At 76.3% G+C, this 899-nt stretch carries 1 protein-coding gene; it reads right to left on the bottom strand.

The genetic code is table 11. From position 1 onward, the window contains the following. Positions 1 to 196: 196 nt before the first annotated feature. Positions 197 to 899 (bottom strand): SprT-like domain-containing protein (locus AAFM92_16870; protein ID MEL7302035.1); only part of this gene is annotated, 703 nt, incomplete at its 5' end.

The raw sequence follows: 899 nt of genomic DNA, 5'->3' as shown, positions 1-899 counted from the left end.
CGCCGTCCATCGGCACGACGGTGACGCCGACGAACGCGGTGGAGGCGGAGTCGGCCGGGTTCTCCGACGGATCGGCGGAGGCGGGCGGGGCGGCGCAGGCGGCCAGGAGCAGGACGAGGGCGAACAGCGGCATGGCAACGCGAGCGGGTGGACCCGGACAACGTAGGCGCGGGCCGCTTCCTACGCGGGCCGCTTCCTACCCGGCCCGCTCGAACCGAAGCCGGAAGCGTGAATCATAGCATCCGCCCGCGTGGCGCTGGCAGCACGCTCCGCAGGCCGTCGCCCGCCGCGGACGCCGCGCCCGGCGGACCGTCTCGCCGCAGCCGGGGCAGGTCGCGGTCACACCCACCCAGCCGCCGAACACGCCCGGGGTGGCGCCGCCGGGCCAGATCGTCTTGCCAGAGGCCGAGTGCCTGACGGTGAGGTATGCGGGCTGCTTCGCTGCGTGGCAGGCCCGGCACCGGCGCGGGTGGACGGGCTGGCGGTGCAGCCCGGAGGTGGCCCCGCAGGTCGGGCAGACGGCGGAGTACGGCGCCTCAGCGCTGTCGTCGGGCAGGTCGCCCCGGAAGGTGCGCTCCGGTCGGGCGCCGCAGGCCCGGGCGACGGCCTTCCACGCCCCGTCGTGGTTCGTCCGGCCGCGGCGCTCCCCGTCGATGGCGTGGGCGATCTCGTGGCGGATCGTGTCCTCGACCTCGTCGGGCGGGAGTGACGGCAACAGGTGGGCCGAGAGCGTGATGCGGCGCGCCGAGAGGTGGCAGGCCCCGAGGCGTCGGCGGGCGCGGTCTAGCCCGACCGTCCAGCCGCGCGCCTGGAGCGGCTCGCCCAGAAGATCGCGGCCCAGCGCGTCCATCAGCCGACGCGCGAGCGCGAGCGCGTCGTCGGTCATCCGGCCGCGTCGA

The sequence above is a fragment of the Pseudomonadota bacterium genome, assembly GCA_038533575.1.
Lineage (GTDB): Bacteria > Pseudomonadota > Alphaproteobacteria > Rhodobacterales > Rhodobacteraceae > Shimia_B.
Note: the sequence above shows the minus strand (reverse complement) of the source record. Positions and strands in the feature narration are given on the sequence as shown.